The sequence below is a fragment of the Vagococcus jeotgali genome (genome assembly GCF_035918315.1).
Classification (GTDB): Bacteria; Bacillota; Bacilli; order Lactobacillales; family Vagococcaceae; genus Vagococcus; species Vagococcus jeotgali.
In genome coordinates, this window is sequence record NZ_CP142146.1 from 68504 (window position 1) to 87979 (window position 19476).

17 protein-coding genes and 1 pseudogene are annotated in these 19476 nt (G+C 32.6%); 8 read left to right on the forward strand and 10 right to left on the reverse strand.

All coding sequences use genetic code 11. From position 1 onward, the window contains the following. Positions 1-12: 12 nt before the first annotated feature. Positions 13-1872 carry a beta-glucoside-specific PTS transporter subunit IIABC gene (locus tag VSF34_RS00510; RefSeq protein WP_326717193.1) on the reverse strand — a complete coding sequence of 620 codons (1860 nt, stop codon included), beginning with the start codon at positions 1870-1872 and terminating at the stop codon, positions 13-15. Position 1873: 1 nt separating this feature from the next. Then, positions 1874-2719: a PRD domain-containing protein gene (locus tag VSF34_RS00515; protein WP_326717194.1), complete on the reverse strand. Its 846-nt coding sequence runs from the start codon at positions 2717-2719 to the stop codon at positions 1874-1876. A gap of 474 nt (positions 2720-3193) precedes the next feature. Between VSF34_RS00515 and VSF34_RS00520 the strand changes: the two genes are divergently transcribed. The 3 genes and pseudogenes from VSF34_RS00520 (at position 3194) to VSF34_RS00530 (ending at position 5933) form a co-directional block, all read left to right on the forward strand. Next, a complete protein-coding gene (locus VSF34_RS00520) occupies positions 3194-4363 on the forward strand; it encodes an IS256 family transposase (RefSeq protein ID WP_326716335.1) in 1170 nt (389 codons plus the stop codon). Positions 4364-4372: 9 nt separating this feature from the next. After that, positions 4373-4725, forward strand: a pseudogene (locus tag VSF34_RS00525) (transposase); the annotation flags it as partial. A 251-nt stretch (positions 4726-4976) separates the two neighbouring features. Further along, on the forward strand, positions 4977-5933 hold the full coding sequence (locus tag VSF34_RS00530; protein ID WP_326717982.1) for a tRNA dihydrouridine synthase: 957 nt from the start codon (positions 4977-4979) through the stop codon (positions 5931-5933). A 642-nt stretch (positions 5934-6575) separates the two neighbouring features. Here VSF34_RS00530 and VSF34_RS00535 read toward each other — a convergent pair. Continuing rightward, positions 6576-7853 carry an ISL3 family transposase gene (locus tag VSF34_RS00535; RefSeq protein ID WP_326716709.1) on the reverse strand — a complete coding sequence of 426 codons (1278 nt, stop codon included), beginning with the start codon at positions 7851-7853 and terminating at the stop codon, positions 6576-6578. 412 nt (positions 7854-8265) lie between these two features. Between VSF34_RS00535 and VSF34_RS00540 the strand changes: the two genes are divergently transcribed. From VSF34_RS00540 to VSF34_RS00550, 3 genes are read left to right on the forward strand one after another with little or no spacing between them, the layout of a single operon-like run. Beyond that, positions 8266-8556, forward strand: a complete 291-nt coding sequence (locus tag VSF34_RS00540; RefSeq protein WP_326717195.1) for a nucleotide pyrophosphohydrolase — start codon at positions 8266-8268, stop codon at positions 8554-8556. Between the two features lie 58 nt (positions 8557-8614). Beyond that, the gene (locus VSF34_RS00545) at positions 8615-9577 is read left to right on the forward strand and encodes a glycosyltransferase family 2 protein (protein WP_326717196.1); all 963 of its coding nucleotides are present in this window, start codon (positions 8615-8617) and stop codon (positions 9575-9577) included. Then, positions 9567-11384, forward strand: coding sequence for a putative glycosyltransferase family protein (locus VSF34_RS00550; RefSeq protein WP_326717197.1), 1818 nt, complete (start codon positions 9567-9569; stop codon positions 11382-11384). Before VSF34_RS00545 ends, VSF34_RS00550 begins: the two co-directional genes overlap by 11 nt. A 50-nt stretch (positions 11385-11434) precedes the next feature. On the opposite strand, the gene VSF34_RS00555 is transcribed toward VSF34_RS00550, so the two are convergent. The 6 genes from VSF34_RS00555 to VSF34_RS00580 are packed head-to-tail and all read right to left on the reverse strand — an operon-like array spanning position 11435 to position 16194. Continuing rightward, complete coding sequence (locus tag VSF34_RS00555) at positions 11435-12271, reverse strand: ABC transporter substrate-binding protein (RefSeq protein WP_326717198.1); 837 nt, start codon at positions 12269-12271, stop codon at positions 11435-11437. Positions 12272-12275: 4 nt separating this feature from the next. After that, positions 12276-12761, reverse strand: a complete 486-nt coding sequence (locus VSF34_RS00560; protein WP_326717199.1) for a UbiA prenyltransferase family protein — start codon at positions 12759-12761, stop codon at positions 12276-12278. 8 nt (positions 12762-12769) lie between these two features. Next, positions 12770-13219 carry a hypothetical protein gene (locus VSF34_RS00565; RefSeq protein WP_326717200.1) on the reverse strand — a complete coding sequence of 150 codons (450 nt, stop codon included), beginning with the start codon at positions 13217-13219 and terminating at the stop codon, positions 12770-12772. Next, positions 13219-14046, reverse strand: coding sequence for a carbohydrate ABC transporter permease (locus tag VSF34_RS00570; protein WP_326717201.1), 828 nt, complete (start codon positions 14044-14046; stop codon positions 13219-13221). Before VSF34_RS00570 ends, VSF34_RS00565 begins: the two co-directional genes overlap by 1 nt. Further along, positions 14043-14924: a carbohydrate ABC transporter permease gene (locus VSF34_RS00575; RefSeq protein WP_326717202.1), complete on the reverse strand. Its 882-nt coding sequence runs from the start codon at positions 14922-14924 to the stop codon at positions 14043-14045. The genes VSF34_RS00570 and VSF34_RS00575 overlap by 4 nt, the downstream gene beginning before the upstream one ends. Further along, a complete protein-coding gene (locus VSF34_RS00580) occupies positions 14917-16194 on the reverse strand; it encodes an ABC transporter substrate-binding protein (RefSeq protein ID WP_326717203.1) in 1278 nt (425 codons plus the stop codon). The genes VSF34_RS00575 and VSF34_RS00580 overlap by 8 nt, the downstream gene beginning before the upstream one ends. A 299-nt stretch (positions 16195-16493) precedes the next feature. Between VSF34_RS00580 and VSF34_RS00585 the strand changes: the two genes are divergently transcribed. Together VSF34_RS00585 and VSF34_RS00590 are read left to right on the forward strand one after the other, a co-directional pair. Next, on the forward strand, positions 16494-17231 hold the full coding sequence (locus tag VSF34_RS00585; RefSeq protein WP_326717204.1) for a glucosamine-6-phosphate deaminase: 738 nt from the start codon (positions 16494-16496) through the stop codon (positions 17229-17231). A gap of 40 nt (positions 17232-17271) precedes the next feature. Beyond that, positions 17272-18696, forward strand: coding sequence for a glycoside hydrolase family 1 protein (locus VSF34_RS00590; RefSeq protein ID WP_326717205.1), 1425 nt, complete (start codon positions 17272-17274; stop codon positions 18694-18696). 46 nt (positions 18697-18742) lie between these two features. Here the strand turns inward: VSF34_RS00590 and VSF34_RS00595 are convergent, their stop codons facing one another. After that, on the reverse strand, positions 18743-19339 hold the full coding sequence (locus VSF34_RS00595) for a nitroreductase family protein (protein ID WP_326717206.1): 597 nt from the start codon (positions 19337-19339) through the stop codon (positions 18743-18745). Positions 19340-19476: the final 137 nt, after the last annotated feature.

The following is a 19476-nucleotide window of genomic DNA, read 5'->3' on the forward strand; positions in this document are numbered from 1 at the left end:
ATTTTCATCTCCTTAAATAAATATCGTTAAAGCAATATCATCATTTAACTGATCTTCAAGAAACACAATATCTAAAAAATCAGCTGTATTAGTCACAATAACCATAATGGTAGAATCAAATCCTTTACTGTCTAATAATTGATAATCCACAGTAGCTAACTTATCCCCTACACTTATCTGATCCCCAACTTCCACATGAGATTCAAAACCTTCTCCCTCAAGATTAACTGTATCAATCCCAATATGAACTAAAACTTCAACTCCTTCTTTCGTTTTAATACCATAAGCATGTTTCGTTGGAAAAACAACAGTCACTTCTCCAGTTGTAGGTGACAAAATATCTTGATTATCAATATCTGGAATAAGTGCATATCCTTTTCCTAAAGCTTCACTTGCAAAAGCTTTATCTGAAACAGTTGATAATTCCACTATTTTTCCTGAAGAGACTTTAGATAAAAAAACTTGATTTGAGGTAAAAGTACTATTAACTAACCTATCATCTTTTGATTCATCTTTCTCTTCTCCCTGTCCTTCAGAAGGAATACCTAAACCATATGCAACAGCTGCTGCTAAAATGAATGAAACAATACAAGCAATAATCATCCAAACAAAGTTAGCTGTTCCACCTGCTAAAAAAGCTGGTAATCCTGCTAATCCCCATGCCATTGTCATTCCTTTTACTCCAGCAAGACCAGCGATTAACCCACCTATACCGCCACCTACAATAACTGCAATAAATGGTTTTCTGTATTTAAGGAATACACCAAATACAGCTGGCTCTGTAACTCCCATTAAAGCTGAGAAACCAATTGATGCAAATGTATCTTTTTCTTTTTTATTTTTTGTTTTCAGTAAGTAACCGATAATAGCGCCACAAACAGCAATATCTGAAATAGTGGCTGCTGGTGTAAAGATTGGATCAAAACCAAGTTCTGTAAAGAAATTAACAATAATTGGGAAAGTAAAATTCGCTGCTCCAAGAACAATTAAAAATGGTTGTGTTGCCGCATAAAGAGAAACAACAATCCAATAACCTACATTTTGAGCAAGTACATCAAATAACCAATTTAGTCCACTTCCAATCCACATGCCAATCGGACCAAAAGCTATTAACATAATTGGGAAAACTATCATCAACGATAACGCTGGAACAAAAAACATTTGAACAGATTTCGGAATAAATTTTTCTAAATATTTTGTGACAACACTTAATAACCAAACTCCTAGCAGAATAGGAATGAAGGTATTAGCATATTCGATAGTTGGTAAACTGTATCCAAAAATACTCAACCCTTCTGCTCCATTAATATTATTTGACATAGCAGCTGTTGCCAGCACCATAGCCACATAAGGATTTACTTTTAATCTTCTAGCCGATGATGCTGCCAAAAAGACTGGTAAAAATGTAAAAACTGATGTCTTCAAAGTTTCCATAATTTGATAAGTTGGACTCTCAGCTGATAATAGACCTGTTAATGAGAGAATACTTAAAAAACCAGCAATCATCCCGGCAGCTATTAAGACTTCTACTATAGAAGTCATTGACTCAGATATTACAGATAGTATAGCCATTGGAATTTTCTTTAGAGTTAACTTTTCGTCTGATACTGTCTCGTTATCTTCTCCCAAACCAATCATTTCCATAAACTCAGTATAAACATCTGTCACATGAGTTCCTATAATAATTTGAAAAGCCACATCGTTAGAGACCACATCAATAACACCATCTAGATTTTTTATCGCCTCAACATCGGCCTTCGTTTTGTCTTTTAGCGATAATCTCAACCTCGTCACACAGTGGGCAACACCTTGTATGTTATCTTTTCCACCTATTAAGTTAATTATTTCTTTATTTAATGCTTCGTATCTCATTTTAAGATTTCATCCTTTCTGTTAATCGATTAATATGCATCATCAGATATGTTTCTTCATTTAAAGAAATATCAACATCAAATTCTTTCTGTACATATATTTTTATTTTTTGGACGACTTTAAAAGCTTCTGGATAAATTTGACTAATTTGTTGATACAAAGGTAACGTACTATCATCAGATCCTTGTATTTCTTTTTTTACTATCCTTCTAATAAAATACTGTAAATGAGTTGAAAACCTCATAAAATTTGTCGAACTCTCGTTAATAGTAATATGAAAATGCTTTTCAATAATTGAGATAATATCACTTAATGTTTGCATTTCTAATAATCGAGTAGATTTTTCATCCTTATTATTAACTAAATTAACAAAGTGTAAGGCAATTGACACGGCTTCATCATCAGGTATCATGATTTTCTTTTCTTCCTCAATCATCTTCAAACAATTAAAACCTACATCAAAATGTAAAGGATAAAATCTTTTAACATCCCATACTAATGGACTAGAAATAAATTGATTTTTTTCAGCTCTTTCAAGCAAAAATTCAAGGTGGTCAAGTAACGTTAATGTCATATAATCACTAATCTTCACATTTAAATTTTTTTCCGCTTCTTCAATCATTTTATTGATTAAAATAATGTCGTTAGGATCTGATTTAGATAACAGATAGCTAAAATGCTCTAACATCTCATAAGAATCAAGAATATACATTTTATCAATTTCGGATTCCTTAATTAGTTGATTTTTCTTCTTTCGAAATCCTATTCCCTTTGAAACAATAAAAACTTCATGTCCACCCTTTTTTACTAATGCAACATTATTGTTAATTATCTGAACTATTTTCATTTATTTTTTCTCCTTCCTAAAAAAAGAACTCAAAAAAGCAAATAGGTTTATTTCATCCTAATCACTTTTCTGAGTTCTGCCTGATTTATCAGTAACATACCCAAGTCTATTACTACGGCGCAATAGACTAGTTCTTCTTCTTTTTTATTATTATCTAAATAGTATAATATCTTTTTTCATTAATATTGTCAACGCTTTCTATTAAAATTAGCTTCATCAAGAATTAGCACAATTATAGGCTCTTATAATAAGATTACGGACAAAGTGTTCGATGATATAATCTATTAAAGGAGCTTTTTATTATGACAACTAAAAGATATTCAGAAGAATTTAAACAATCAATGATTTCACTTAAACACAGTGGCCGGATAGCGTAAAATATTTTGTGTAAATAGAAATTTAGGGTAGAAAAAGAGAAAGTCCATTCTGTAAAATTAAAGTTACGACACAGAAATTTTATAGGAGGACTTTCTCATGACTCATTTTACTACAGAAATAATGGAAACACTAATTAATAAAGGTGATTTAGATGATTTATTTCGTCGTCATTTAGAACTCGCTATCAACTCATTATTACAGGCTGAATTAACAGCGTTTCTTGACTACGAAAAGTATGATAGAGCTGGATTTAATTCAGGTAATTCCCGCAATGGGAATTACTCACGTTCATTTAAAACAGAATATGGAGAATTAAATTTGGTGATTCCTAGAGATAGAAATGGAGAATTTTCCCAACAAACATTACCAGCCTATAAAAGAACCAATGATTCCTTAGAAACTACTATTATTCAGCTGTTTAAAAAAGGGATCACTATGTCTGAAATCTCTGATCTAATTGAAAAAATGTATGGTCATTATTACACACCACAAACTATTTCAAACATGAGTAAAATCGTATCTGAAGATGTTTTAGCTTTTAAAGAAAGAACTTTAGAAGCTAAATACTCAGTCATTTTTATGGATGCTACTCATATTCCTTTAAAGAGACAAACCGTATCAAAAGAAGCCGTTTATATTGTGATAGGCATTCGATTGGATGGAACCAAAGAGGTTCTAGGATTTACTATTGCTCCAACCGAATCTGCTTATGTTTGGAAAGAGATACTTCAAGATTTAAAAGATCGTGGTTTAGAAGAGGTTTTATTAGTTGTAACTGATGGTTTAAGTGGTATTCACGATAGTATCCATAGTGTCTATCCAAATGCTCAATTTCAACAATGTTGTGTCCATATCTCTAGAAATATTGCTCATAAGGTTCGTGTTAGTGATCGACAAGAAGTCTGTAATGATTTCAAATTGGTTTATCAAGCAGCTTCAAAAGAAGAAGCTATGAATCAAATAAGTTTTATGATAGATAAATGGAAAAAGCAGTATCCACGAGTAGTTAAATTACTCTTGAATCCTGCTATATTAACTTTCTATAACTTCCCACCATCAATCAGAAGAACTATCTACTCAACTAACTTGATTGAGGGATTTAATAAACAGTTAAAAAAATATACAAAGAGAAAAGAACAATTTCCTAATGAAGAATCTCTGGAGAGATTCCTTGTTTCTCAGTTCAATGAATATAACCAAAAATTTTTAGGCAGAGTACATAAAGGATTTAAGGAAATACAAGATACATTAGAATCAATGTTTTAACTTAAAAAAATGGAATGGATTTTCCATTTACACATAATTCTTGACGCAACCAGTGGCCGTTCAGCCACCTCTTCATCAAAGGAATATAACGTTAGTGTCTCTACAATTTGTAAATAGATTCAACAAGATGATCCTAGTAATACTAACATATTATCTATAAAAGAACGAGAATTAATAAAAGAAAATAAGCGGTTAAAGGAAGAAAATGATATTTGAAAGCGAGCGGCGGTGCTTTTGGCAAAAAGTTAATAAAACTAGGGAGAGAGACTGTTTTAAAGGTAGTCTCTCTTAATTTAAGTGCTGGACACCGCATTATTCGTATTTTAATGGTACTCAATATTCCTAGAACAACCTATAATGATTCTTCATTTATCTAAATGAGGAATACTAACATCAATTTTAAATCGAGTTAAAAGAAGATTAACTTGATTTAATTATTTTATTCGACTATTTTTGTCCGTAATCTTGACACAAGAGCCGAAGAGACTGACTTTAGATTTACTGTGAGTCTCTTTTTTATCTGTTTTCCTGACTTTACTTATCATGAAAATATACGTATACTGTTATGAGAATTTTAGAACAGTATGAAACCTTAAGAATGGAGAATACCGTGATGACAGATAATTTTTGGCAAGAATTACCAAAACCTTTTTTTGTGTTAGCCCCAATGGAAGATGTGACAGATGTCGTCTTTAGACATGTGATAAAAGAAGCAGGAGCACCTGATGTTTTTTTTACAGAATTTACTAATTCAGATAGTTACTGTCACCCAGAAGGTCGTGATAGTGTGAGAGGTCGCTTAGTTTTTACAGAAGATGAACAGCCTGTAGTGGCCCATATTTGGGGAAATAATCCTGAGTATTTTTCTCAGATGAGTATGGATTTAAAAGAAATGGGATTTAAAGGAATTGATATTAACATGGGCTGTCCTGTTCCTAATGTGGCGACAAGAGGTAAGGGAAGTGGTTTGATTTTAAGACCAGATGTAGCAGCTGAGTTAATTCAAGCAGCAAAGGCAGGAGGTCTTCCTGTTAGTGTCAAAACACGCATTGGTTTTTATAAGGTTGATGAAATGGAAGAGTGGATAACACATATATTAGAACAAGATATTGCTAATTTATCAATCCACTTAAGAACGCGTGAAGAGATGAGTAAAGCAGACTCTCATTTTGAGCTGATTCCTCAAATATTAGCTATTCGTGACCGTGTTGCACCAAATACTTTCATTACGATTAATGGTGACATTATGGATCGTCAAATGGGGGTAGAGTTAGTTAAAGAGTACGGAGTTGATGGCGTGATGATTGGCCGAGGTGTCTTTAAAAATCCTTATGCCTTTGAAAAAGAGCCTAGGGAGCATTCCTCTAAAGAATTATTAGACTTATTACGATTACAATTAGATCTTCAAGATCATTATTCAAAAGAGGTCCCAAGATCAATTGTTGGTTTGCATCGCTTTTTTAAAATTTATGTTAAGGGATTTCCTGGAGCAAGTGATTTAAGAGTGAAGTTGATGAATACCAAATCTACTGACGAAGTACGGATAATTTTAGATGATTTTTTTAAATAGTAGAAAAAGAGTGTAAAAAGCTTTGTTAGTTAGATTAGTCCAATAATTATAAATTAATGACCACTCATTATTTTTTTGATTATTGTTTCAATTTTTTAGACTTGTTCACATTTAAATTTTAAATAGGACACATTTTATTCGCAAGTAGGGGGTAATATATAGTTACACAAGAAGACAAACCTAAAAATCTTTTTTTGTTTCTTTTATTTACCTCTTTTAAAGATAAATAAAAATCAATCTCTAAAAAAACAATTGGCCAAACCGTCAGTTGTTTTTTTGCTTTATAAATAGAGATGAATTTTATTAAGATTTTTTGACATTCATCAGTGTATTAAGATATTCTTAATATTTATTCATTAAATGTCTGATTTTACACCATAAAATATTCACAACTTAAGGCTATGATATATGTATACCAACAAAACAACCCAAACAAACTTTTTTAATTTATTTACTCCTCCAAAGTAAATAAACAACTCCTTTTTACCTCTAGCTTTTGCTAGAGGTTTTTTTATTACTTATTATATGAGTTGTTATGTTAATGAATCTATTTATATTGGCTCTTCGTCAAATCGTGTTGATATTTAAAAATTGATAAAATAAGGGCATTAGAAGAAGGGGGATTTTTCCTCCTTCTTCTTTTTAATTAAATTGAAATGATTGACCTTGAATAAGGAAAATCCGTCGCTTAAAAGTTAAGAAATTTCGGTAACCATAGGCTGTTCGTTTGATAGCTTTGATTCGGTTGTTAATTCCTTCTAAAAAACCATTTGAATAAGAATAATTTAAAGCATTGGTAACACCTTGCCTGAAGGTTTGGAATGTTTTGAATTTGGCTTTAAATTCCTTAGGAAGCTCATTAGAGATAGAATGAGTTAATTCTAAAAATAAGTCTGAATCCTTTGTTTCATAAGCATATTTTAACTCTTGTATATAATCATATGCGATTTTTATAGTTGAGTTATAGGAAAGAAGTTCTTCAATGACACCAACTTGTGTCATACTTTTATTGAAAAGAGGATAATTACTATATGTAGTGGCACTTAATTGACTAGAGTCTTTTAAAAATAGTTTCCAATATTTTTTTATTCTCCGGTATTGTTTTGCTTCTTCATTATCATAACGTTTTAATTGATTCATTTCTTTTATTCTTAGTTGATTAAAAGAACGATTGATATGCTGAATGATATGGAATCTATCTGTCACAATCTCTGCATGTGGAAATACAGTTTTAAGAAGGCCACCGTAGTTGGCATTCATATCCATGACGAGAAACTTCACTTTTAACCGCTCTTTTCTGGAGTATTTCAGGAAGTACTTAATAAGAGAGAAGAGACGTCTATCTGGTAAAATATCAATAATCTTTTTACTTTCAGCATCAGCACAAATAAAGCTCATACCAGATTGACATGACTTAGTTGATTTAAATTCATCGACACATAGTACTTTTGGTAGATGTTGAAAGTTGGTTAGACAGTGGTTGGTAAAGTCGTATAAAACACGTTGTACCGTGTTATCAGAAACATGATGGAATCTAGCGATCTCTTTTCTTGAACGATCTTCTTTCAAATCTAAGGCGATTTGATACTTTAATGTTTTCGATATATGACAATAGTCATCGACTAACGCAGTATCAGCACTGAATGTTGTATGACATTCTTTACATAGATATCGTTCTCTTTTAAGTTCTAAATAAGTTGTGACCCTATTAAACTCTGGTAGTTGTGTTTTAGTAGTATAAGTACCATTTTTAACACACGTATTCTGATGACAAGAGGGGCATATTCTGTCTGGAGACGTTAGTCTTCCCCTTATTATATTTGAGCGTCTACCTCTAATAGTAGCCTCAGTTAACCAATCTTTTTCAAAAATAATAGATTTGTCTGTTAAATTAAGTAATTTTCTAGTATGATTATCCATGGGAACATCCTCCTAATAATTTGGTTTTTGTCGACTTTATTTTATCATGTTTGGATGTTCCTTTTTGTATTTAAAAACAAAAAATCGTATTAATGGAAACTATCCATCAACACGATTTATTATAGACCCTTTATATTATAAGTTTCTTAAACACTCTTCAAGATTTTTAACTAATTAGTTCATCGTTTATTCATAAATTGAAGCTATGATATATGTATACCAACAAACAACCCAAACAAACTTTTTAATTTATTTACTCCTCCAAAGTAAATAGAACAACTCCTTTTTGCTCCTAGTGAAAGCTAGGAGCTTTTTTGTTGTTATAATTGAAAAGGTAAAGATATTTTCATGGATAAAAACATAAGAGATTGATACAATAGGTGAGTTGAGTAGTATTAGGAGGAGAGTTATAATGAAATCAATGGATGCTATTAATCAATTTAGAGATGAACGTAACTGGAGACAATTCCATAAAGAAAAAGACTTAGCTATTTCTATTTCTTTAGAAGCTAATGAATTATTAGAGTTGTTTCAATGGAAAGATAATGAAGAAGCTAGGCTACAAACTGAGCGACTTGAAGAAGAATTAGCAGACGTATTAATCTATGCTTATATGATGGCAGATAATTTAGGATTTGACATTAATGAAATAATTGCGAAAAAATTAATAAAAAATGCTGAAAAATATCCTTTAGATAAATAAGTGGGTTTGTTATGATGATTAGAGTTAAAAGGTGAGTAATTTATTAAAGGAGAAAAACATGTCAAAAGAATTATTATCCGTGGTGGTTCCTTGTTATAACGAAGAAGAGACTATTATGCCTTTTATTGAAAAGATGAAGGAAATAGAGGCAGAGTTACCACAATTAGATATAGAGTACTGGTTTGTTAATGATGGATCAAAAGATAAAACTCTCTCAGTTCTAAGGGAGATATCGACTGCATCAGATTCATATAACTATTTATCTTTTTCAAGAAACTTTGGGAAAGAATCTGCCCTTTATGCAGGTTTAGAACATGCTAGAGGGGATTATGTGACTGTAATGGATGTGGATTTACAAGACCCACCAGAGCTACTACCTAAGATGTATCATATCATTAAAGAAGATGATTATGACTGCATAGGGACAAGGCGTGTGACACGAGAGGGTGAGCCTAAAATCAGGTCCTTTTTTGCCCGTAAGTTTTATCAAATTATTAACAAGATTTCAAATATCGAAATTGTAGATGGTGCTAGGGACTACCGCTTGATGACTAGACAAATGGTCAATGCTATTTTGGAATTAAAAGAAGTGAATCGTTTTTCAAAAGGTATTTTTAGTTGGGTAGGGTTTGATACTTATTATTTAGAGTTTGAAAATGTTGAAAGAACTGAAGGGGAAACTTCTTGGTCATTTTGGAGTTTATTTAAATATTCTATTGATGGTATTATTTCATTTTCAGAATTTCCTTTAATGTTGTCTGCTATTGTTGGCTTATTTTCTTTTGTTGTAGCTATTATTGCCTTAATATTTATTATTGTTAGGGCTTTGATATTGGGAGACCCTACACAAGGATGGCCTTCATTAGTTTGTATCATTTTAGCACTAGGTGGGTTGCAATTGTTGAGTCTAGGTATTGTGGGTCAATACTTGGGGAAAACCTTTTTAGAGACGAAAAAACGACCTATCTACGTGTTAAAGGAAGAGAAAATCAACCCAAGAGGTGATGAAGATGGACTTTAAAGTGCCGCCAAAATTACGCCAATTGCTACCAGGATTGATGATTATGGTGATTGCCCTAGTTATTTTATTACCTCAAATATATACAAAATTTGTACCAGTAGGATCAGATATTACTTTTCACTACAATCGGTTTTACGATATTTATCAGCAATTAGAGACTGGAAAATTTAATTATTATCAATCGATTTATGGGTTTAATAGTAGTGGTCGTATCATTAATGCTCTCTATGGTTATGATATGGCATTTTTTCATGGTGTATTGCTTTGGATGACTAAATCATGGTTAAAAATGCAACTTATTTCCTCTTTTAGTTGCTTAGTTATAGCAGGAAGTGGTATGTATGTGTTAATGAGAAAATTAAATATTATGACTATTTTCTCTCTAGTTGGTGCAGCTATGTACATGTCTGCATCACCTGTCATGTATTATATTAGAGCACTTGGTTTTTCTGGTTGGGGATCAGCGATGCTACCTTGGATATTTATTCCAGCTATTAGAGTGATTCAGAATAAAAATAAGCCTATTAATCCAGTTTACTTAGGGTTAATAATGAGTATTATAATGAATACACATATGTTAAGTGCTGTGTTAGCTGTATTGGCTATCATACCTTTTTTCTTAATTGGTTTTATTCAGACTCATCAGAAAAAGCAGTTTATAATTGATTTAATACTATCTATTTTACTATTTGTTGTATTATCTTTAAATACGTTAGTTGCTTATGCAGATGTGTTTTTATCTAACAGTATATTACAACCCTTTATTCCTAAAGTATTTTTAGATAATACAATGACGTTATCAATTACGGATAATTATAATAACACTAATTTAGGTTTACTATTTGGATGTATGTTTGTATTCCAAATTGTTTATACAGTATTGAATTGGAAACAGTACTCCTTAGTCGAAAAACTAATGGTTTCTATAGGTTCAGTATTTTTATTTATATCTTCATCTCTTATGCCTTGGGATATATTAGTAAAACATATTTCGGCTCTAACAATTTTTCAATTTGCTTTTCGATTTGCAGCTATTTCATATATTCTGTTATTAGCCAGTTTGATGTTGACAGTTAATCATTTTTACCGCACATCGTCTCATCAAAAAGAAAAAATATTTCTGACAGTTATCCTGACTTTAGGGATATTAGTTATATCAGGTGCTAATACAGTCTCTCATAAAAATGCCAAAAAATGGTATGACGATCCTGTGTCTATGGGGAATAATAAGGAGAATATGCTTGAACATAATCCAGATGTGATACGTCAAAAACTAAGAAGCTCTGATTTAACTCAGGCCTTTGATTTGATTGCTAAAGGGACACCAGATTATTTGCCTATTCATGATGAATATGATAGCGCGTATGTATATAAGCATTTTTCACCTTATTCAACGTATCTAAATGAAATCTTTCATAATCAGGCTGGATATAACCATGAGGTACTACCAGATGGGCGCTTGAAAGTTACTTGGAATACCTCTAAGGGAGATGTGAGTCGGCAAGTTCCTGTCATTATTTATGGGCATAGTACAGTAGAGTTGAACGGGGAAAAGGTAACTAGGCAAGACTATCATACTTCAGAGATTGGTAGTTTAGTTATTTCTAGTATCCCTGGTGAGAATGAAGTGATTATTGGTTATAAACCATGGATAAATATGACCATTGTCTTAGTAATAAAGATAATAGGATATCTATTTGTATTGGTTTACGTGATCTTTGATATAAGGCGAATTATTAGGGATAAAAAACTTCATCGATCTCGGACTTACAAACGTAAACGAAAATATCATAAACAGTCATCGTAATAAAAAGAGATCCAAAAACGTTATAGAATAATGTTTTTGGATCTCTTTTTTTAATGTGAAAAAGTCTTAAAAATACCTTCGTCACTAGTTGTCTTTTTTGTGATTTCTAAAGTATTTAACATCCAGTTTTGACACAGGTTAAAGTCATGTACTGAATAATTTTGTTGCGGTTCGAAAACAAAACTTTCATAAGTTTTAGCTTTTTTATGATCTAGCTTACAATGTTGTGCAATTAAAGAAATTTTTTCTTGATTTGTTTTTGAGTTAAAATAATGAGCAGCATCCTCAAGAGCCAAGTGGAAATTTTTAACCGTTTGAGGGAACCTTTCAATAAACCGCTTATCAAAGCACCACATGACAAAACAGGCATCAATCTCATTAGAGTGCCAAATTATTTCTGTATTTTCTTGAGATAACACTTGGGTAATAAAAGGTTCAATAGCAACTAAGGCTTGAATATCACCATTTTCTAAAGCAGCCATTCTCTCGTACGTGTTATTAATAAAGTGGTAGCTAGTAGGTGGCAACAGTGTATTTAAATAAGTATCTACAAAAAATCTGAATAAACCAGTTCGGTTAATGCCTACTGTTAATTCGGGTAAATCTTGCCAGTTAGTTACTCCAACGAGTTGGATAGTACGAGTTAAGGTAGAGGTAATCATCGCCTCTTTACCTTCATCTTGATAATAGAAATAAAAAGTAGTATCTCCCATAATGGCATCTACTTGATTTTCTAGAAAAGCTTTTTTACCATTAAAAACAAAATCATCAGATAATGTTAAATCAACACTAACTTGGTAATTATCAAATATACCTAATTCCTTAGCTAATATCACTGGTAAAACTAGGGGATTCATTCTATTTTGTTGCAAACGAATGGTATTCATTAAATCATCCTTTCAATAAGTAGATACTGATTAAAAAACACAAACTCATAACTGTATGAAATGAGCGAATAAGAAGTAAAGGTCGTGGACCAAATTCTCGCCCCATTTCTGGATAGACATTTTGGATAGTGATATATTCTTTAAGCCACCTGATATACCCATCATAATAAAATAAGCCAAACCCTATGAGTGACTGCCACCAAGTGAGGACAGTTAAGCTTAAAAAAAGCCAACTTAGTAGTAGTAGTATAAATTCTGGGATGACGAGTAAAATAGAGTTCCTAAAGCCGATGATGTGTGGCAAAGTAACTCTAATTCCCTTATCTTTATCATAATCACCAGTGTTATTAGTAGACATTAAAAAGACTGTCATTAACATGCAAATAAGAGCATAAAGAAAAGCTGGTAGAGGTAGATGGCTAGCTTGCAAATAAAAAGCAATCAAGGAACTTAAAAAACCAACCAATAACCCAGAAATAATTTCTCCCACAGGTAAAGTTAGATATGGCCATGTGAATAGGTGATAGCCCCAATTAATCCTACAACTCCGAATAAAAGTAGTAATAAACTTTTTGTTAGATAAACTAGTAGTAAGCCAGATAAGCCTCCAAGTCCTATCCAAGCTAAAAGAACAAGACAAGCATCTAGAAAAGTGGCATCCCCTCGCACTAAACCTTCGCTGCCAAGGTGATGAGTAAAGGTATCATTGTTTTCTTCTTGTTTTAAGTAAGCACGTATTTCATTAGCAACATTAGCTACAATATTAAATGAAAACCCAGAGATGAAAAAGATGATTATAAACCACCAGTTAATATGACTCGTTAAATAAGCTGCAAAAAGGCTACTGCTTAAAATGGGTAAACCTGTAGCAAATCCTGTTCTAAGCTCCATAACGGTGTAAGCTCTTTTAGGAAAGCCAAGTCCCCAGCGTATGAATGAAGTCATCATTATAATTTAACACTTCCTTCTAATTGATGGTTGGCCATATAGCTTTGTAAACATAAGTAAATAATTAACATAGGTATGATGCTTAGTACGATACAAGCAGATATGATTTCCCAATTGGTTTGATAAGGACCTACAAAGCGGAAAATAGCAGTGGAAACAGTGGGTAACTCACTACTAGGCATATATAAATAAGGAATATAAAAATCATTGTAGATACTTAGCATTTTAAGTAGGATAACAGTCACAGTAGCTGGCCTTAACAAAGGGAAAATAACTTTAGTGTAAATCGTCCAAAAAGAAGCCCCGTCCATCATTGCTGCTTGATCAAGCTCTATAGGTAGTTGCTCCATATTTTGTAAATATAAATAAACCATAGTGACATCTGCCCCAATATATAATACAACAGGAGCCCATATAGTGTTGTATAAATGAAGAGTGGTCATGATTTTAAATGTCCCTACTTGTGTTATTACCATGGGTGTGGAAGAGACCAAGAAATAGAAAAATAAAATCATTTTTTTTCCTTTGAAATGAAATCGATGACAAACATAAGCTATCATAGAGCCAATAAAGACACTACCTAAAACACTTAAGAAAATAATAAAAAATGTTACTAAAAAGCTCCTTAAAAGGTGTCCTTCGTGAATAGCCTTACTATAATTAGTTAGATAAAGAAAGCTATCTGGCCAGTGGATACCTTGTTTATTATGGAACTCTTCATGGGTCATAAATGAGCCAAATAATAAAATACTAATAGGAAAGAGAATAATAAAGGCCCATAGGAGTAAACTAAGGTATTTTGTGACTATTCCAATTTTTTTAATCATTTGCTTACTCCTTTTTTTCTAATGATTTGCTGAAAAGCACTTAGTAATAAAATAAGTAGAGTTACTAGTACAGACAAGCTTGATGCAATACCATATTTTTTTTGATCAAAGGCTAGTTTTGTGGCTTTTACGACAATTGTACTTGTTCCATTAGAGCCATTCGTCATAATGAAGGGAATATCAAAAACTGAGACAACCCCGATAATGAGTAAGAGGGTATTTAAATGAATAATTTTTTGTGTTAAGGGAATAGTAACGTCTCTTGTCTTTTGCCATAAAGAAGCCCCTTCAAGTTGGCAGTATTCATAGTATTGTTTCGGAATAGACTGGATAGCTCCGTAGTATAGTAAAAAGCTTATACCTAAATGTCGCCATAAAGAGATGCTACTAAGAGTGATGTTAACTTGATCAGGATCTCCTAACCAAAAACGCTTAAACCTTCCGAGTTGAATTATTGTTAGAAAACTATCAAAAGGACCATCTGGACTTAAAAATAAACGAAACATCATAGCGACAGCCACACTACTAATCAAAGTGGGGATAATAAAAAGCGTTTTAAAAAAGGACATTCCAATTGTTTTTTCTGAGAGAATGACAGCGAAATAGTAAGCTATTACCATTTGAAGTAGACCTGCTACTAAATAATAAAAATTCACACGTAAGCTTTGCAGATAAATGGGATCACTTAAAATTGTGTAATAATTTTTAAAACCAACATAGTTATAGTCCCAACCAATTCCATTCCATGAAGTAAAACTTAAATAAATTAGATGAATGATCGGTAATAAGCCAAAAATAGTTAAAAAAGTAAGTGGTATAAAAAGAAAGAGAAACAGAGTCACCCGTTTCTCCTTGTTTCCTAGTGATATATTAGTCATTATGTTGTTCTGCTTCTTGCCATTTTTTTGAAAGTTGTGCAATGTAATCATCGTAAGATTCATTTTTATCAGGATATAATCCAATGTTAATGGTTTTTTGTAAGACGTCAGTTAAACGAGATACGCCCACTTCATCGGCGATTTTAGCATAGGCATCGTTGACTTCTGGTGTTTCGGTTGCCACAGTTAAAATGACATGACTATTATCTACTACTTCTTTTTGTTCAGGAGATAAATCACTAATCTTGTTTGGCATCCCGTTTAAATCTTTAGCGTATCCACTAGCGCTTGAGTCAAAAAATTCTACAAAGGCTTTAGCAGTCTCTTTATTTTTAGAGTGTTTGTTAATACCAATAACAGCAGGAGCTCCTAGAGGTAGGCTTCTTCTGCCATCTGTTTCTACTGGGAAATTCATAATAGCAATTGGATCTTTTGTTAATTTTTGAATACCAGCAACTTCTTGTGAGCCGTTCATGAGCATAGCGACTTTTCCATCGGCTAAATCTTGGAAAGCTTTTTGTGAATCCATTGTTACTGGATCAGGTTCGATTAAACCATTTGATGACATGGTATAAAATAAATCCATTACCTCACGAATGGGTTGTCCCTTAGCAAAAGCATCACCTGCCTCAAGGGTTTTTGTTTTATATTGTTCTCCGCCAAAAGAAGTCAGAGCACCTGCCCAAACAGCTACAGCTTGATAGTTTGTATAAAAGGGAGTTGCATCTGTTTTTTCTTTAATGGTTTTAAGGTTATTAACAAATTCAGCTGTTGTTTTTGGGATATCAGTAATGCCAGCATCTCTTAAGACTTTTTCATTGTAAATAAAACCAAGAGAATTAAGAGCCACAGGTAGTCCGTAGACTTGATCATCAAAATCTGCTTCTCTAACATCTAAATACTTATCTTGAAGCTCAGGAATAGTACCAAGGGATTCGAAGTAATTAGGATACTCAGCACGATTTCCTGCCATTGAAAAGGGAATAAATAAAACATCACCATAATCACCACTATTTAACCTAGTAGTCACAGTCGAATCATAATCGGCAATATTTTCAAAATGAACAGCTGTCACGTCTGGATTTTCTTCAATAAATTTATCTTCAATGGTTTTAAAAATAGCATCTCCATCTGTTCGGTTAGTTAACACAGTAATCTCCCCAGCGATGTTTTCTGTCGTTTTTTCTTCTTTAGATGTGTCACTCTTACCACAAGCACCTAATAAAAAAGTAGTCATCAGTATGACACTTAATGTTTTCTTTAAAGACATGTCTAAACCTTCTTTCTATTAATGATAACGCTCATCTTTTTCATTATAACTAAAAATAAAAATGAATTATATAGTTTTTGTGTTTTTTTTCTCAAACTAACCTAATATAAACATTTATTTATGGTGTAAAAGTTGTCATGTCAACTTTTTTATTCTTTTATCTTTTTTATAAAATAAGATAATAAATGAACAAAGTGATATTTGTGAGCGAACAATAAAGAAATCATATCGATTGACATGGGAATGTTCCCACAATATAGACTCTTTTTATAAACGATTTATAGATAGGGGAGAATGCTATGAGAATTATTGTCACAAAAGATTATCAAGAGTTGGGTAATGTTACAGCACAACATTTATTAGGTACAATGTTTGGTAACCAAAATAGAGTAAATTTAGCTATTACAGCAGGTGCGACACCAAAATCTACTTATGAGCAACTAGTTCCTGAGATTAGAGACAAAGCTTATTTAAATCATGTTCATTATTATAATTTTGATGAAATTCCTTATAAAAAAACACAACGTGATGGTATAACACTAAGTGCTTTGAAGGCACAATATTTTGAGCCAGCTAATATAAGTGAGTCTAACATCCATCCTCTGACTGTAGATGATGTGACAAACTTTGATCAAGACATACAAGATGCTGGAGGACTTGATTTAATTTTAATGGGGATAGGGGAGGATGGCCATTTTTGTGGCAATATGCCTGGTACAACACAGATGAATGATCTAACGACTCTAGTACCTTGTACACCAGAAATGAAGAGCTTACTTGCTAATATGTTAGGCTCAATTGATGAGGCACCTGATGAGTATGTGACAATGGGCCCTCAAAGTGTGATGCGAGCTAAGCAATTGGTGTTGATTGCCAATGGGAAACACAAAGCAGAGATTATGAAAAAATTATTAACTGAAAATATAAGTTCAGATCTACCAGCTAGTATTTTAACACTTCATCCTAACTTAGTGATTATTATGGATGAAGAAGCGGCTTCTTTAGTACCTGAAGATAGATTAGAATCAGCTAGATAATAAGTGAAAATGATAAAGATTTTACGGGAGGAAACAAACGATGGGGTTTAAAAAAGGGTTTTTATGGGGCGGAGCAACGGCTGCTAACCAATTTGAAGGAGCTTATGATATTGATGGGAAAGGACTAACGATTGCTGATATTTCACCAGGTGGCAAACAGAGGATGCAATTATTATTCTCAGAAGAAGCAGAGTTTCCTTTAGAAATTGACCATGAGAAATACATTTATCCAAATCATAAAGGGATTGATTTCTATCACCGTTATAAAGAAGACATTGCCATGTTTGCTGAAATGGGATTTAAAACATTTAGAATGTCTATTTCTTGGGCAAGAATTTTTCCAAATGGGGATGATAAGACACCTAATGAGGCTGGTTTAGCTCACTATGATCAGGTGATTGATGAGTTATTAAAACATGGTATTGAGCCAACGATTACGATTTCCCATTATGAAACACCACTGCATTTAGTGAAAGAGTATGGTGGTTGGAAAAATCGTGAATTAATTGGTTTCTTTGAGACTTATGCCAGTGCTATTTTAGAACGTTATGGTAAAAAAGTGACTTACTGGATGACGTTTAATGAAATTAACACCGGTTTAATGGGTTCATTTTTTTCAACAGCCATGCGCCAAGCAACAGAGGAAGAGAATTTCCAAGCTTTGCATAATCAATTTGTCGCAAGTTCACTAGCTACAAAAATTGCTAAAGAGATTAACCCAGATATTAAGATGGGTTGTATGAGTATTTATGCGACGATGTATGCCATGGATAGTAACCCTGTAACAGTTGAGAAAAAAGTTGAAGCTAATCGTATGTTTAACTATTTCTGTAATGATATCCAAGTTCGTGGTGAATACCCAAGTTATGCTAAAAAATACTTTGAGCGTAAAGGTATTGAGTTAGATATTCATGATGATGATTTAGAAGTGATTAAAAAACACACTGTGGACTACTTATCATTTAGTTACTATATGTCTTCTGTGATTGCAAGTGATGATGCTGAAAAAGTAACAGGTAATTTTTTAATGGGAGCTAAAAATCCGTTTCTAGAATCAAGTGAGTGGGGCTGGGAAATTGATCCGATTGGCTTGCGTTTGGCTTTATCTGATCTTTATGAGCGTTACGGGGTACCACTGTACATCTCGGAAAATGGATTAGGTGCTACTGATACACCAACAGATAAGTTTGTGATTAATGATGACTACCGTATTGACTACCTAAGACGTCATATTGAAGAGATGAAAAAAGCAGTTGATATTGACGGCGTTGATTTAATAGCTTACACACCTTGGGGCTGTATTGATTTAGTTAGTGCATCAACTGGGGAAATGAGTAAACGTTACGGTTTTATTTATGTTGATTTAGATGATGATGGAGCTGGAACGCTAGATCGCTACAAGAAAAAATCATTTGATTGGTATAAAGAAGTTATCGCTACAAATGGTGAGGATTTAGGTGATTAAATAAAAAATCGTATGAATAGATCACTATTCATACGATTTTTTATGCCTATTTGAATGTTTTAAATCGATTAGTGGAATCCATATATTCCTTTTCAAGAGCAGGAGACTTAATAGAACCAATCACAAGTTGTGCTTTTAATTTCCAAGATGATGGAATAGACCACTCTTTGGCGACAGCTTCATCAATAATTGGATTGTAATGTTGTAAATTAGCTCCTATATTTTCATCAGACAAGGCTGTCCATACATTTGTTTGAGTAAGGCCGCTAGCTTGTTCAGACCAAACTGGGAAGTTATCTGCATACAGTGGAAATTGTTCTTGTAATCCTTTAACAATATCTGTGTCTTCAAAGAATAATAGAGTTCCTTTTCCATCAGCAAATCCCTTTAATTTTTCTTGTGTACTTGGAAATACTTCTGTCGGAGTCAGGGGTTTTAATGCTGATTCAGTGATGTCCCACAGTTTATGATGAGCATCATTAAATAGGAAAATCACACGTTGGGTTTGTGAGTTAAATGCCGTTGGAGATTCTTTGACGACTTCCTTTACAATATCTTCAATTTGTTCTTCATTTAATGGTGTTTCTTTCCCTAAATGGTAAATTGAGCGACGATTTTTTAATGAGTTAATAAATGTTGTCATATATGTCATTCCTTTTCTTTTAAGTTTATAAACAGGAGTATACCAGCTAATTTTTAGTAAGTAAAACATTGTGCTTACGAAAAAGAAGTGAAATGATATATTATCTAGATCACTTACTATCATATTGATAAATTTAT

Excerpts from the sequence above, each read along its gene's own strand:
- VSF34_RS00575 (WP_326717202.1), bottom strand. The coding sequence starts at position 14,924 with ATGACTAATATATCACTAGGAAACAAGGAGAAACGGGTGACTCTGTTT.
- VSF34_RS00520 (WP_326716335.1), top strand. The coding sequence starts at position 3,194 with ATGACTCATTTTACTACAGAAATAATGGAAACACTAATTAATAAAGGT.
- VSF34_RS00565 (WP_326717200.1), bottom strand. The coding sequence starts at position 13,219 with ATGATGACTTCATTCATACGCTGGGGACTTGGCTTTCCTAAAAGAGCT.
- VSF34_RS00510 (WP_326717193.1), bottom strand. The coding sequence starts at position 1,872 with ATGAGATACGAAGCATTAAATAAAGAAATAATTAACTTAATAGGTGGA.
- VSF34_RS00550 (WP_326717197.1), top strand. The coding sequence starts at position 9,567 with ATGGACTTTAAAGTGCCGCCAAAATTACGCCAATTGCTACCAGGATTG.
- VSF34_RS00595 (WP_326717206.1), bottom strand. The coding sequence starts at position 19,339 with ATGACAACATTTATTAACTCATTAAAAAATCGTCGCTCAATTTACCAT.
- VSF34_RS00535 (WP_326716709.1), bottom strand. The coding sequence starts at position 7,853 with ATGGATAATCATACTAGAAAATTACTTAATTTAACAGACAAATCTATT.
- VSF34_RS00530 (WP_326717982.1), top strand. The coding sequence starts at position 4,977 with ATGACAGATAATTTTTGGCAAGAATTACCAAAACCTTTTTTTGTGTTA.
- VSF34_RS00545 (WP_326717196.1), top strand. The coding sequence starts at position 8,615 with ATGTCAAAAGAATTATTATCCGTGGTGGTTCCTTGTTATAACGAAGAA.
- VSF34_RS00555 (WP_326717198.1), bottom strand. The coding sequence starts at position 12,271 with ATGAATACCATTCGTTTGCAACAAAATAGAATGAATCCCCTAGTTTTA.
- VSF34_RS00540 (WP_326717195.1), top strand. The coding sequence starts at position 8,266 with ATGAAATCAATGGATGCTATTAATCAATTTAGAGATGAACGTAACTGG.
- VSF34_RS00585 (WP_326717204.1), top strand. The coding sequence starts at position 16,494 with ATGAGAATTATTGTCACAAAAGATTATCAAGAGTTGGGTAATGTTACA.
- VSF34_RS00570 (WP_326717201.1), bottom strand. The coding sequence starts at position 14,046 with ATGATTAAAAAAATTGGAATAGTCACAAAATACCTTAGTTTACTCCTA.
- VSF34_RS00580 (WP_326717203.1), bottom strand. The coding sequence starts at position 16,194 with ATGTCTTTAAAGAAAACATTAAGTGTCATACTGATGACTACTTTTTTA.
- VSF34_RS00590 (WP_326717205.1), top strand. The coding sequence starts at position 17,272 with ATGGGGTTTAAAAAAGGGTTTTTATGGGGCGGAGCAACGGCTGCTAAC.
- VSF34_RS00515 (WP_326717194.1), bottom strand. The coding sequence starts at position 2,719 with ATGAAAATAGTTCAGATAATTAACAATAATGTTGCATTAGTAAAAAAG.